The organism is Streptomyces sp. NPDC007896, from assembly GCF_042959425.1.
Taxonomy (GTDB): domain Bacteria; phylum Actinomycetota; class Actinomycetes; order Streptomycetales; family Streptomycetaceae; genus Streptomyces.
The window spans coordinates 79,270-92,335 of record NZ_JBIBKX010000008.1; the positions used below are offsets into that span (position 1 = coordinate 79,270).

Annotated in this window: 8 protein-coding genes; 5 read left to right on the top strand and 3 right to left on the bottom strand. The window is 70.2% G+C overall.

Annotation, left to right across the window (positions count from 1 at the left end):
- The first annotated feature begins 29 nt into the window (after positions 1 to 29).
- The 4 genes from ACFZDJ_RS25610 (at position 30) to ACFZDJ_RS25625 (ending at position 5,465) form a co-directional block, all read left to right on the top strand.
- Positions 30 to 881 (top strand): ABC transporter permease subunit, encoded by an 852-nt coding sequence (locus tag ACFZDJ_RS25610; protein WP_391062488.1) that lies wholly within the window; start codon positions 30 to 32, stop codon positions 879 to 881.
- Positions 878 to 1,807, top strand: coding sequence for an ABC transporter permease subunit (locus ACFZDJ_RS25615; protein ID WP_390937559.1), 930 nt, complete (start codon positions 878 to 880; stop codon positions 1,805 to 1,807). Before ACFZDJ_RS25610 ends, ACFZDJ_RS25615 begins: the two co-directional genes overlap by 4 nt.
- 115 nt (positions 1,808 to 1,922) lie before the next feature.
- Positions 1,923 to 4,289, top strand: a complete 2,367-nt coding sequence (locus ACFZDJ_RS25620) for a glycoside hydrolase family 3 N-terminal domain-containing protein (RefSeq protein ID WP_391061873.1) — start codon at positions 1,923 to 1,925, stop codon at positions 4,287 to 4,289.
- A gap of 132 nt (positions 4,290 to 4,421) precedes the next feature.
- Positions 4,422 to 5,465, top strand: a complete 1,044-nt coding sequence (locus tag ACFZDJ_RS25625; RefSeq protein WP_391061875.1) for a substrate-binding domain-containing protein — start codon at positions 4,422 to 4,424, stop codon at positions 5,463 to 5,465.
- A gap of 43 nt (positions 5,466 to 5,508) precedes the next feature.
- On the opposite strand, the gene ACFZDJ_RS25630 is transcribed toward ACFZDJ_RS25625, so the two are convergent.
- From ACFZDJ_RS25630 to ACFZDJ_RS25640, 3 genes are all read right to left on the bottom strand, one after another.
- Entirely contained in the window at positions 5,509 to 7,698 is a 2,190-nt protein-coding gene (locus ACFZDJ_RS25630; RefSeq protein WP_391061878.1) for an RICIN domain-containing protein, read from the bottom strand.
- 285 nt (positions 7,699 to 7,983) lie between these two features.
- A complete protein-coding gene (locus ACFZDJ_RS25635; protein WP_391061881.1) occupies positions 7,984 to 8,697 on the bottom strand; it encodes an SDR family oxidoreductase in 714 nt (237 codons plus the stop codon).
- Between the two features lie 64 nt (positions 8,698 to 8,761).
- Entirely contained in the window at positions 8,762 to 9,751 is a 990-nt protein-coding gene (locus ACFZDJ_RS25640; protein WP_391061884.1) for an alpha/beta fold hydrolase, read from the bottom strand.
- A gap of 354 nt (positions 9,752 to 10,105) precedes the next feature.
- Between ACFZDJ_RS25640 and ACFZDJ_RS25645 the strand changes: the two genes are divergently transcribed.
- Positions 10,106 to 12,970, top strand: a complete 2,865-nt coding sequence (locus ACFZDJ_RS25645) for a SpoIIE family protein phosphatase (RefSeq protein WP_391061887.1) — start codon at positions 10,106 to 10,108, stop codon at positions 12,968 to 12,970.
- The last annotated feature ends 96 nt before the right edge of the window (positions 12,971 to 13,066 follow it).

A 13,066-nucleotide genomic window follows, 5' to 3' on the forward strand; every position in this document is an offset into this window, starting at 1 on the left:
GTGGCGGGCGCCGCTTCAGTGGCGCTCTCATGGCGGCCCCCGCCCTGCTCCTCTTCGGTCTGTTCGGTCTGGTCCCCCTCGTGGGCGTGGTGGCGCTCGGCTTCGCCCGCTGGGACGGCCTGGGCTCCATCGGCTGGGCCGGCGCCGCCAACTGGAGTTCCGTCCTGACCGACGGCGCCACCTGGCAGGCTCTGTGGCTCACCGTCAAGGTGATGGTGATCAGCTGGCTGGTCCAGACGCCCCTCGCGCTCGCGCTCGGTGTCTTCCAGGCGCCGAACGGACGCCTGCGCTCGCTGTTCGCGGTGCTCTGGTTCCTGCCCCTGCTGCTGTCGGCAGTGGCGATCGGACTGACCTGGCAGGCCCTGCTCGACCCGTCGTTCGGCATCGGTGCCACGCCCGGGCTGCACTGGCTGGCGAGGCCGCTGCTCGGCTCGCCGGACCTCGCGCTGTATACGGTGATCTTCGTGATCGCCTGGCAGTTCGTGCCGTTCCACGCACTGCTCTACCAGGCCGGGATACGGCAGATCCCGACCGCGCTGTACGAGGCCGCCGCGATCGACGGCGCCGGTCCCGCGACCCGGTTCCTGCGCATCACGCTGCCGCAGCTGAAGTACACGATGGTCACCTCCGGCACGCTCATGCTGGTGGGCTCGCTGACGTACTTCGACCTGATCTTCGTGCTGTCGGGCGGCACCGGCGGTCCCGGCACCGCCGCCCGCGTGCTGCCGCTGGCGATGTACATCACGGGTTTCCAGGCGCACGACATGGGCCGGGCCAGCGCGGTCGCCACCCTCCTGGTGGCGTTCGGCCTCGGTCTGTCGCTGCTGACCACCCGCCTGTCCGGGTTCACCCGGATGGACAGCCAACAGGAGGGCCTGTGAGCACCACCCTGACACCGACCGAGGCAGGTGTCGGCAAGGACAACAGGGCGGACACCGCCGGGCGTTCGGCCCCGGCGCGACGGGCTCCTTGGCCGCACCTGGTGGCCACGACCCTGCGCCGTGCGCTGACCGGCGGCGCCGCGCTGCTGTGGACGGCGCTGGTCGTCGTGCCGATCTACTGGCTCGTCGTGACCAGTCTGCGCAGCGGTACGGACTTCACCACCGCGAGTCCGCTGGCCCCACCCGGCCACCCCACCCTGGCGAACTACCGGACCGTCCTGGACGGCGACTTCGCGACCTATCTGCTCAACAGCGCCGTCGTCACCGTGGCGACGGTCGTGTTCACCGTGGTCGCCGCCCTGATGGCCGCGTTCGCGATCGTCCGCAACTCCGGCAGCCGCTGGTCGCGGGTGACGTTCCGGCTGTTTCTGCTGGGCCTGGCGATCCCGTTGCAGGCGGTCATCATCCCGGTGTACCTACTGATCATCCGGATGCAGCTGTACGACAGCCTGGCGGCGATCGTGCTGCCGTCGGTGGCGTTCGCGCTGCCCATCACCGTGATGATCCTGGTGAGCTTCCTGCGGGACGTGCCCCGTTCCCTGTTCGAGGCGATGGTCGTCGACGGCGCGGGCGACTGGCGGATGCTGGTGTCGCTCGCGGCACCGCTGGCCCGCCCGGCGCTGGTGACGGTCGCCGTGTACGACGGCCTCCAGGTCTGGAACGGTTTCCTCTTCCCGCTGATCCTCACCCAGAGCGGCGACAAGGCGGTGCTGCCGCTCGCCCTGACGCTCTACCGGGGCCAGTTCGGCATCGACGTTCCGGCGACCATGGCCGCGGTGGTGCTCTCCACGCTGCCGATGCTGGTGGTGTTCGTGCTCGCCCGGCGCCAGCTCGTCGCCGGCCTCACCGCCGGATTCTCCAAGTAGCGGGCCCTCGCCCGCCTCCCCACCTTCGTCTCAGCAACGCGTCCCGCGACGGCGGCCGGGTTGGCATGCCCGGCCGCCGCGACGCGTTCCCCCGTACCACCCCGAGGAGTCGTGAATGACGACCACCATGCCGGACCACGGCGGCCTCCCGCACCCGGGAGACAGCAGCGGACCCGACCGCCCCTGGACCGACCCCGCGCTGCCGGTCGACGAGCGCGTCGAGACCCTGCTCGCCCGGCTCACCCTGCCCGAGAAGGTCGCGCAGCTGAGCAGCACCTGGGAGGACATCGAGGCGGACGGCCCCGAAGTCGCCCCGGGCAGCAACCACTTCGGCCGGGTCGGCGACCTCGACGAGACCGCCCGGCACGGCCTGGGCCAGCTCACCCGCCCCTACGGCACACTCCCCCGGCCCGCCCTGGAACACGCCCGACTGCTGGCCGGGCACCAGCGGCAGGTCATGGCGCAGAGCCGGTTCGGTATCCCGGCCATGGCCCACGACGAGTGCCTGACCGGCTTCACCGCCTACGGCGCCACGATCTACCCCACCTCTCTGGGCATGGCTGCCACTTTCGACCCCGCCCTGATCCGCCGGGTCGGCGAGGCCATCGGCTCCGACATGGCCGAGGCCGGTGTCCACCAGGGGTTGGCCCCCGTCGTCGACGTGATCCGCGACTACCGCTGGGGCCGCTGCGAGGAGACCTTCGGCGAGGACCCCTCTCTCGTCGGCGAGATGGCCGAGGCATATGTCCTGGGCGTGCAGAGCGCGGGGGTGGTCGCCACCCTCAAGCACTTCGCCGGGTACTCGGCCTCCATGGGCGGCCGCAACCACGCGCCCGCGCAGCTCGGCCGCCGGGAGCTGTTCGACGTCATCCTGCCGCCCTTCGAACGGCTCGTCGCCGCGGGTGTGGGGTCGGTCATGAACTCGTACGCCGAGATCGACGGCGAGGCCCCCGCCGCGAGCGAGTGGCTGCTGACGTCCGTGCTCCGTGACCAGTGGGGTTTCGAGGGCACCGTCGTCTCCGACTACTGGTCGCTGCCGTTCCTGGTGAACGCGCACCGGGTGGCGGCCGACCTGCCCGAGGCCGGGGCGCTCGCCCTGCGGGCCGGAATGGACGTCGAACTGCCCGACCAGCGCGGCTTCGGCGAGGCACTGGTGAGCGCCGTGGAGGAGGGGCAGGTGGCCGAGAGCGCGGTCGACCGTGCGGTATGCCGGGTGCTGCGGCAGAAGATCGAGCTGGGGCTGCTCGACCCCGGATGGGACCCGCGCCCGCCCGCCCTGCGCGCCGGCGCACTCGACCTGGACAAGCCGGGACACCGTCAACTCGCCCACGCGGTCGCCCAGTCGAGCGCCGTCCTGCTGACGAACGACGGAACCCTGCCTCTCCCCTCGGCCGGCCGGATCGCCCTGATCGGCCCGTGCGCCGACGACGTCCGCACCATGTTCGGCTGCTACAGCTTCCCCAACCACGTCCTCGCCGACCGCGACGACCTCGGCAACGGAGTGGAGGCCGTACCCCTGCGGACCGCACTGACCGCCGAACTACCGGGCGTGGATTGGCAGTTTGTCCAGGGCTGCCCGATCCGTGACGAGGACCGGACCGGCATCCCGGCCGCCGTGGAGGCCTGCTCCAACGCCGACGTGACCGTCCTGGTCGTCGGGGACAAGGCCGGCATGTTCGGCGTCGGCACCTCCGGCGAAGGCTGCGACGTCGAGGATCTGCGACTGCCCGGCGTACAGGAGGAGTTGGTGGAGGCGGTCCTCGCGACCAACAGGCCGGTCGTCCTGGTGGTCAGCAGTGGACGCCCTTACGCCGTCGGCCGGTTCGTCGCCGACGCCGCGGCGATGGTGCAGGTCTTCCTGCCCGGCGAGGAGGGCGGCCGGGCGGTGGCCGAACTCCTCGCCGGCACGGCGAACTTCAGCGGAAAGCTGCCGGTACAGCTCCCCATGTCCCCCGGCGGCCAGCCCTACACCTACCTCCACCCGCCGCTGGGTGACCGGCAGAGCTGGCTGTCCAACCTCGATCCGACCCCCGCGTTCCCCTTCGGGCACGGGCTGTCGTACACCACCTTCGAGATCGACAGGATGGCCGTCGACCGCGAACAGGTGCCTACGGACGGGGAGTTCACCGTCTCCGCGCGAGTACGGAACACAGGTGCCCTGCCCGGCGCCGAGACGGTCCAGCTGTACGCCGTCGACCCGGTCGCCCAGGTCACCCGGCCGGTACGTGCGCTGCTGGCCTTCGCCAAGATCCGCCTCGACCCCGGCGAGCAGACCACCGTCCGCTTCTGCGTCCACACCGACCGGCTTGCCTTCACCGGCCTGGAAGGACACCGTGTCGTCGAGCCCGGCGAGATCCTGCTGTACGCGGGATCATCGAGCCTGGACACACCGGTGCGGGGAACGGTCCTCCTCGTCGGCGAGGAACGGGACGCGACGGTCGTACGCCACCACACCGTGCAGGTGACCGTCGAGCGGACGTAGCCGGACAGGCACGGCAGCGGCGGCACCGCTCTTGCCCCTGGGCATGCGGTCCCGTTAGCTTGCGGCGGAGGTTCTGACCAGGGATTCGATGCGTTTTCGGCGCATCGGTGTCGGCAATGGGGCGGGCATCGGGTGGCAGCTCAGGGCAAGGCTCATCTGGAGGCGCAGTACGGGCTGCTGACGGGCATCGCCGTCGAGGCGGGGGTGTCTCTCAGCACCGTGTCCAAGGTCGTACACCGGCGCCGTGACGTCGGTGCGGCGACCCGGGCCCGCGTGGAGGAGCTGCTGGCCCGCAACGGGTATGTCCGCCCGTGGGAGCGAGAGCCCGCACGACCCCGGCAGATCATCGCGGTGTTCCGGGACATGTCCGGGCCCTACACACTGGAAGTCGCGCGCGGAATCGTGGACGCGGCCGGCGAACTCGGCATCAACGTGGTGACCGGGACGACGAGTCGCAGGCCCATCTCACGGTGGCTGGAGGAGTGCGTGGCGCTCGGTGCCACCGGGCTGATCATCGTGATCTCGATGCTGGCCGAGGACGACCAGCGCCGTATCGTCGAGCAGCGCCTCCCGGTGGTGCTGATCGACCCGCTCAGCGCGCCGTCCCTGGACATCCCGAGCATCGGGGTGACCAACTGGAACGGGGCCAGGGACGCGATGCAGCACCTCCTTGGGCTCGGGCACACCCGGATCGGCATGGTCGCGGGCCGCTCGCACTCCCTGGCCGGGGCGGCTCGCCTGCACGGCTACCGGGCGGCCCTGGAGGAAGCCGGGATCGTCTACGACCCCTCGATCGTCCGCTCCACCGACTTCGACTACGACGAGGCGCTGACGGCCAGCCTTCAGATCCTCCGCTCCGAAGAGCCGCCCACGGCCGTCTTCGCGGCCAGCGACGCGCAGGCCCTCGGCGTGCTGGAGGCCGCCCGCCAGGAGGGGTTCGGCGTACCGGACGATCTGGCCGTCATGTCCTTCGACGACACCTTGGTCGCGGCCATGGCCTGTCCGCCCCTGAGCGCGGTGCGCCAGCCGTTCGAGGAACTGGGGCACGAGGCGACTCGGGTCCTCATGCAGCTCGCCGAGGGCCGGCCGCCCGTGTCCCCGCGGATCGAGCTGGCGACGGAGCTGGTGCTGCGGACGTCGACGTCCGTTCCCCGGCACGCGGACAGGTCCCGCTGACGGCCGTTCGGGCGGGGTGCGGCACGCACCCCGCCCGGACAGGCTATCCCCGGCTCCACCTCTGGGTGGCGTTGCCGAGGGCCGTCCAGAGTTCCACGGGCGACCCGTTGGCCGTCGCCCAGTTGGTGACGTCGATGGCGAGACCGTTGGAGCGGTTGACGACGGAACCGTCCAGACGCAACCACCACTTCTGGCTGGACTTCCCGTTGCAGGCCCACAGGATGAGCTTCGTGCCCGCGGTGGTGCCGTCACCGTTCGCGGCGAGGCACTTGCCGGAGACGCGAAGCTCGCCGGCCGTGGTCTGGGTGATGGTCTGGTTGGCGTTGCCCGAGCAGTCGTAGATCTGGACCTGGACGCCGGCCTGGCCGTTCGGGACGTCGAGGCAGCGGCCGGAGTTGCTCCCCTTCAGTGTGAAGGACGCGTCGGTCGGCAGTGGGTCCTGCACCAACTGCCAGTCCTGTGAGCCGTCGTCGGTCGACGCCGCCACGGTGACGGAGCCGCCCGCGGTCGCTCCGCTCATGTACAGGCTGGTGTTCTTGACCGAACGGAGCTTGTAGTACCCGCTGGTCGACGAGGAGACCAGGGTCCACTGCTTGTCGGTGGTTCCGTCGTCGACCCACTGGGCCAGCTTCTGCCCGGCCGTCGCGCTGCCGGTCCAGATGGCGACCGAGCGGCCGCCGGTCTTGTTGAGCAAGGTCACGTCGGCGCCCTTGGCCGTGAGGTGCCAGCGCTGCGAGTCGTCCGTGGCACTCCGGGCCTTGAGGACCAGGTCGGGGACGTTTCCGGTGAGGTTCGCGTCCTGCGTCTTCCCGGTGTCGGGGCTGAGGACTTGACCGGTCAGGCGGTTGACGAGCGTGTCGTAGGTACCGTCGGACCGGCCGAGGTCGACCTCGGCATAGCGCACGGGCCCGACGCTTCCGCCGCTCCAGGATGCCTGGAGGATCAGGACCCGTCCCGTGCCTTGGACGTACTGGAGATTGCGGCTGTACCCGGCGGCGATCGGTGTCTGGTACTCCTTCCAGGTCCCGTTGCTGAGACCGGACTCGTTCACCCAGACGTTGCCGCTGCCCGACGCGTTGTAGACGATCCGTCCGTCCGGCATCGGGAGGAGCACCGGGCTGCCGCCCGTGGACAGCGCGTGTCCGCCGGTGGGCACGGGCAGGTTGGTGATCGGGGCGTCGGCGGCTGCGTAGAACTTCAGGGGATCGTCCGCGAGCCTGTACCGGACGTTCGTTCCGCCGCCCCAGTACTCGTAGGTGAGGAGCCATTTGCCGTCGGTGGTCGGGGCGATCGTCGTCATGCCCGGGCGGCCGCCGCCGATCTCCGTCTTGCCGTTGCCCCGGTCCACGGTGGAACCCGGGACGTCGACGACCGGTCCGCTCCAGGATGTGCCGCTGCCGTCCCAGGTTCTGTGCACGAGGACTTGGCCGCCCGAATCCGGCGCGGTGTCGTTGTCCGGGTCGAGGACCGGCACGCCCGTGCCGGCGTCGTAGCCGAGGTAGTCGTTCTCGTCCGAGTAGTAGGCGACGAGTTGGCCGTTCCGCGCGACGAGGTGCGGCTCCCAGACCGGGTCGACCTGCGCGTGGGTGTTGGCGGTCGAGACGCGCCCGAGGCTTCCCGCGCTGCCGCCCTGCCAGCCGCCGGTGGCGATGATGTTGACGATGTTCCAGGTCGCGCCGTCGTCGGTGCTGGAGTACAGCGCGAGCGCCACGTCCTTCCGGTCGCCGTCACTGGACGGCGACCAACCGGAATTGGCGGCCTTCTGCTCCTCGTAGTAATAGTCGTCGCCCGAGACCACGCTCGCGAGAAGGAGTGTGCCGGCGCTCAGGTTTCCGACATTCTGCGGGAGCACATAAAGATACGGGTTCGTCCAATTGCTCGTGTACTTCGTGTACTTGGCGTCACTCGACAGGTAGGCCGGTGCTTTGACATCGGCCAGCTTCTGCCACGTCGTCCCTTCGTCGTCACTCTTGTAGACCGGCATCGTCTGTCCCACCGGGGCGGTCTGATCGTTCTCGAACGCCGCCACGATCCGGCCGCTCGGAAGCTGGGCCGACTTCGGGTACAGAACGCAGGGGTTCTTGTTGCATGCGGCGGGGTTGTCCGCCACATACAAGTTCGACGGGCTCGGCTGATACGCCGACGCACTCACGGCGGAGGCGATGGCGAACGCCAGGCCGACGCCGACGGCTGTCGCTGACGCGAGAGCCTTCCGTACCAAATTCTGTATCAATGAAATTCCCCTGGAAGGATCGCCACGAAGTCCGCATCGGGAACTGCCGAATGACGGAGTGTGAGGCCGACGGCCCCGATTTCTCACGGATGCACATTCCGCTCAACGAGACGTGAGCCGGATGGAGACAGTATTGGGACACGACGCCGCTGTGTCACCGGCACGTTTCCGAAAGTATTTCGCGAACCGACCGTCACCGGGTGTTGACGTGGCGGCAGCCGAAGGCCGAGGTCAGCGACACGGCTCCGTCAGACATGTGCCGGCGGGGGCCCGGCGCACCGCCGCTCAGCGCCCCGCGCTCTGGCCCCCGTCGACGTGCAGGATCTCTCCGGTGACGAACGAGGCACTCTCGAGGTACAGGATCGCGTCGACCACGTCGTCGATCTCGCCCACCCGGCCGAGCGGCTGCAACGCGGCGAGAGTCTCGTACTCCGCGGCCGGGTGCAGCGGGGTGCGGACGGTGCCGAGCGCGACGGTGTTGACCCGGATGCCGCGGGACGCGTACTCGATCGCCAGCGCCTTGGTGACCGCGTTCAGCCCGCCTTTGGTCAGCGACGCGAGCGCTGCGGGCACCCGCGAGTCGGCGTGGTCGACCAGGGTGGTCGAGATGTTCACCAGGTGGCCCCCACCGGCCCGGGAGAGCATGGCGGCGACGGCGCTGCGGGAGACCTCGAAGAAGCCGCGCAGGTTCACCCCGGCCACGGCGTCGTAGTCCTCGTCGGTGTATTCGGTGAACGGCTTGGCGATGAAGATTCCGGCGTTGTTGATCAGCGTGTCGATCCGGCCGAACCGCTCCAGCGCCGCGTCGACGATGCGAGCGCCGACGCCCGGCTCGGCCACATCGGCCCGCACGGCCAGTGCCTCGGGGTCGCTGGAGTCGCCGATGGAGCGGGAGACCGCCACGACCCCGTAGCCGAGTTCGCGGTAGGCGGTGACGAGGGCGGCGCCGATACCCTGCGAAGCGCCGGTGACAAGGGCGACCTTCTGCACGTTGTTCACGATGCGAGAAGCACCTTCTTCTGTCTCGGCGGCGAGTCCTGCCGCTTCCGGGCCGGCCGGTGCATCAGTGCATGTGGTTCGGCCGTTTGCGGCCGAGGGTGACGAGTCCCGTGCCCGCGATGAGCATCGCGCCGACGGCGCCGGCGAGGCCGAGCGTGGGGAAGCCCGTTCTGGCCATGGACGGCGTGGCAGGGGACTGGGCGCGGGCGGCGTCGAGGATGAGGTCGGTGATGGCGTCGGGGTGAGAGATCATCCCGACGTGCGAGGAGTCGATCTCGATGACGTGGGAAGCGGCTCGCCTGGCTTCGAAGCGCTCCACGTCGGGCGCTATGGCCTTGTCGCGGGTGGCGACGGTTGCCCAGGACGGGATGGTCCTCCACGCGGCGGAAGTCGCCTTGTCGTTGAAGGCCGAGGCGGCGATCGGACGTTGGGTCGCCGCCATCACCGAGGTCGTCTTCCGGGGCAGATCCGCGGCGAAGACCGCGTGGAACTTGTCAGGAGCGACATAGAGATCCGTGCCGGTGGTGCCGTCCGCGTTCTGGAAGGGCACCTTCTTGAGGGCGGGGTTGAGCGCGCTGCCGGGGAACCTGGCGGCCAGTCGGGCGAGGACTTCTCCCTTGTCGGGCATCAAGGCGGAGACGTAGACGAGCGCTTTGATGTTGGGGTTGCCCGTCGCTGCCTGGCTGATCACCGCGCCGCCGTAGGAATGGCCGACGAGGACGATGGGGCCTTGGATGCTCCGCAGGACGCCGGCGACGGAGGCGGAATCGGCGGCCAGACCGCGCAGCGGATTGGCGGCTGCGACCACACGGTAGCCGTCCTTCTGCAGACGCTCGACGACCGCGTTCCAACTGGAGGCGTCGGCGAACGCGCCATGCACCAGCACCACGGTCGGTTTGCCGTCGGCAGAGCGCACGTCGCTGCTGGGGCCTGCGGGCCGGCCGGCCGCGACAGCGGCCGGTGAGGCGGCGAACGTCGCCGCGCTCAGCAGCACGGCGGCGGTTCCGCGTATTCGACGTCGTCGAGGCCGCGACACAGGGAGGGACGACGTCATACCTGCTCTCCTTCGGAAAACGGCGGGATGGACGCCAGCCTGCCCCGGCTGCGCCGAACGCGCGCTCATGGAAAAGCAGACGAGTGAATTGCCTGGCCCACTCGGGTGCCGTCGGCGACTCGGCACCGTACGGGGCAGGGGCTGATCGTCGGGGTGTGGGACACGGCGTCCAGATCCTCGGTGTCCTGGTCCACGACGGACAGCATCCCGTCCGTGCCGCGGGCGACAGCCCCGTACGGTCATGGCGTGTGCGAGGTCCCATAAATCGTGACTCATATCATTAATAACCGTATTCTCGTGCATACAGGATCATTTTCGACGAATAGACTGTCGAAGACGCGAGTGAGGCGAAGCGTGGTTCTGGCCGGCGAAGAAACGATGCCGACGGGGCGCGCGACAGGCGGCACAGGGCCTGCCCGTTCCCGTGAGCGGTTTCTTCAGGGTGAGCCGGTCGCGTCAGGCGTGCGCACATCGATCCTGAGTTCGTGGCAGCGCAGCCGCTCCCTCGGCCTCTCGCCGGACCAGGCCGACCTCCCATACAGGGAGGATTTCGACCGGGACGCTCGAATCGTCCGCGCGGCCGTCCCCGTGCTCGACCGGCTGCAGGCCATGTTCGCCGGCAGCAAGATGAACATCTCCGTCGCCGATGCGAGCGGGACGGTCCTTCTGCGCCGTTTCGGAGAGGCGTCGCTGGCCAGGAGTCTTCCGGCGTTTCAGCGCGTTCCGGGATTCGAGTTCGCCGAACGGGTCGCGGGTACCAACGGCATCGGTCTCGCACTGGCGGAGCGGCAACTCATCCGCGTTCACGGTGCCGAACACTTCGCCGAGCGCTCCCAGCGAAGCGCCTGCCGCGCGCTTCCCGTCCGCGATCCGCTCAGCGGTCGTATCGAGGGCATCCTGTGCTTCGGCTATCCGAGCAACACCGAAGACTCCGCGCTGGCGACCACGATACGCAAGGCGGCCCAGGCCATCGAGCAGCGGCTGCTGGGGCAGAGTTCCGCGCGTGAGCGCGCTCTGTTGCGGGCCTACCTGGACACCGGAGCCGTAGCCTCCGTCGGCCTTCACCACACGATCGGCGTGGACGAACTGGCCCTCGACCTGTACCCCCGCGACCGGGCGGTCCTCACGGAGAAGGCCGCCGAGCTGATCTCGCGCGGGCAGCGGGCCGCCGTCGTCGTGTCCCTGCCCGGCGGTCGGCGGGTCACTCTCGTGAGCCGTCCGATGAGGAGTGGCTCAGGGGTGGAAGGCGTTGCCATCGAGGCCGTCCTTCCCGGCCCCGCACCGCGAGAGCCCCTCGCCGTTCCGACCCGGGTCGACGTACCGCCGGGCTTCTCCAGCCGGCTCGCCGTGGCCACTGCCGTCCGGCCACCCCGGTTCGTTCCGGCCACGGCGGCCCCCGGGCGTCTGTCCGTCGCCGCGTTGTCCAGGCACCTTCCCGACACCGCCTACGGCCCGTTCGGCACCGTAGGCAGGGGTGACGCGGCGGACGATCGCCTCGGCGCCCCGCCCCGGACAAGAGGGCTCGTGATGGTGGGGGAACCGCGCGTGGGGACGTACGCCCTGGCCGCGCGCCGCCGGCTCGAGCTGCTGTCCGAGGCCAGCGCCCGCATCGGCACAACCCTGGACGTGCGCCGTACCGCCCAGGAACTCGCCGAGACGGCGGTGCCACGACTGGCCGACTTCGTCACCATCGACCTGCCCGAGGCCGTACTGCGTGGCGAGGAGTCCGCCGACCCCCGCACTGACCTGCACCGCACGGTGGTGCACGGCATCCGCGACGACCTTCCCTTCAGCCCGGTCGGCAAGCAGGTCGACTTCGGTCCGACCACGCCCCAGATGCGCTGTCTGACCAGCGGGCAGGCAGTGCTGGAACCGGATCTGCAGGTCGCCGCGGGCTGGCTCGCCCAGGACCCCGAACACACCGAACGGCTGCTCACCCAGGTCCACTCCCTCATCGCGGTCCCCCTGGTCGCCCGCGGCGTGATCCTGGGCATCGCCAGCTTCTACCGTGCGCAGGACCCCGCCCCCTTCGGTGACGACGACCGCTCGCTGGGCCTGGAGCTCGCCAACCGCGCCGCCCTGTCCATCGACAACGCCCGGCGCTACACGCGCGAGCGCACCATGGTCCTGACCCTCCAGCGCAGCCTGCTGCCGCACGATCTGCCCGACCAGGACGCCGTCGAGATCGCTCATCGCTATCTGCCCGCCGAATCCGACGTGGGCGGAGACTGGTACGACGTCATCCCCCTCTCCGGCACCCGTATCGGCCTCCTCGTCGGGGACGTCGTCGGCCACGGCATGCTCTCCGCCGCCACCATGGGCCAACTGCGCACCGCCGCGCGCAGCTTCGCCGAACTCGACTTCCCCCCGGACGAAGTCCTCACCCACCTCGACAACCTCGTGGGACGCCTGGACCGGGAGGAACCCGCCGCCGCCGGTGTCGGTGTCATCGGTGCGACCTGCCTGTACGCCATCTACGACCCGACCTCGCAGCAGTGCACCATGGCCCGGGCCGGCCACCCTCCGCCCGCGCTGGTGCGCCCCGACGGCACGGTGTCGTTCCCCGACCTGCCCGCCGGGCCCCCTCTCGGCCTCGGAGGCCTGCCCTTCGAAGCCGCCGAGATCCACCTCCCCGAAGGCAGCCGGCTGCTCCTCTACACGGACGGACTCATCGAGGACCGGCACCGCGACGTCGACGTGGTCCTCGATCAGCTCCGCGGCGCCCTGGCCCACCCCGAGCACACCCCGGAGCAGACCTGTCAGGCGGTCCTGGAAACCGTCGCGCCCGCCCACCCCTGCGACGACATCGCGCTGCTCGTCGCCCGCACCCACGCCCTGGACCCGCGCCGGATCGCCGCCTGGGACCTGCCCGCCGATCCGGCCCGGGTCAGTGAAGTCCGCGCCGCCGCCCTGCGGCAATTGGCCGACTGGGGACTCGACGAGGCCGCGTTCGCCGCCGAGCTGATGCTCAGCGAGCTGGTGACCAACGCCATCCGCCACGGTGCCGGGCCCATCCGGGTACGGCTGGTCCACGGCCGCACCCTGATCTGCGAGGTTTCCGACGCGAGCAACACCGCCCCGCACCTGCGCCGGGCGGCCAGCACCGACGAGGGCGGCCGTGGCCTGTTCCTCGTGGCCCAGCTGGCACAGAGCTGGGGTACGCGCTATCTGCCCGAGGGCAAGGTCATCTGGGCCGAATGCGGGCTCGACGGCGGCTGAAGGAGTGCCTGCGCAGTCCAGCGGACACGCCCGTCGAACAGGGGAGAGCCGAGCGTGGGACACGCGGATCGCCCGGGCGGCCCGCTGACCCGCTGG

Coding starts and splice junctions, on each gene's coding strand:
- ACFZDJ_RS25640 (WP_391061884.1), bottom strand. CDS start 9,751: ATGACGTCGTCCCTCCCTGTGTCGCGGCCTCGACGACGTCGAATACGC.
- ACFZDJ_RS25610 (WP_391062488.1), top strand. CDS start 30: ATGGCGGCCCCCGCCCTGCTCCTCTTCGGTCTGTTCGGTCTGGTCCCC.
- ACFZDJ_RS25620 (WP_391061873.1), top strand. CDS start 1,923: ATGACGACCACCATGCCGGACCACGGCGGCCTCCCGCACCCGGGAGAC.